The sequence below is a fragment of the Pseudoalteromonas sp. S558 genome (assembly GCF_005886635.1).
In the GTDB taxonomy this organism is placed as follows: domain Bacteria; phylum Pseudomonadota; class Gammaproteobacteria; order Enterobacterales; family Alteromonadaceae; genus Pseudoalteromonas; species Pseudoalteromonas aliena.
Map to the genome: position 1 here is coordinate 1 of NZ_PNDU01000588.1, position 374 is coordinate 374.

At 35.8% G+C, this 374-nt stretch carries 1 protein-coding gene; it reads left to right on the top strand.

From position 1 onward, the window contains the following. Positions 1–374: response regulator (locus tag CWB66_RS21545; RefSeq protein WP_138587012.1), on the top strand; the 374-nt coding region annotated here is incomplete at both ends.

Consider the following 374-nt stretch of genomic DNA (forward strand, 5'->3'; position numbering starts at 1 on the left):
TTAGCCGCACCCTATCGAATTGATCACCCTGCGCATAACATAGATCAGCAAGAACAAACTCTACTGCCATTAAAAGTATTAGTGGTAGATGATAACGCCGCTAATTTAAAATTAATATACACACTACTCAATGAACAGGTGGAATTGATTGATACTGCCCATAATGGTTCACAAGCTTACAGCTTAAGTAAAAGTCATAAATATGATGTGATTTTTATGGATATTCAAATGCCGATAATGGATGGCATTACAGCCTGTAAACTCATTAAAGAGTCATCTTTGAATGAAGACACACCTATTATTGCCGTAACGGCGCATGCACTTAATAGTGAAAAAGAGCAAATATTAAAAGATGGCTTTGAAGGCTATTTAAC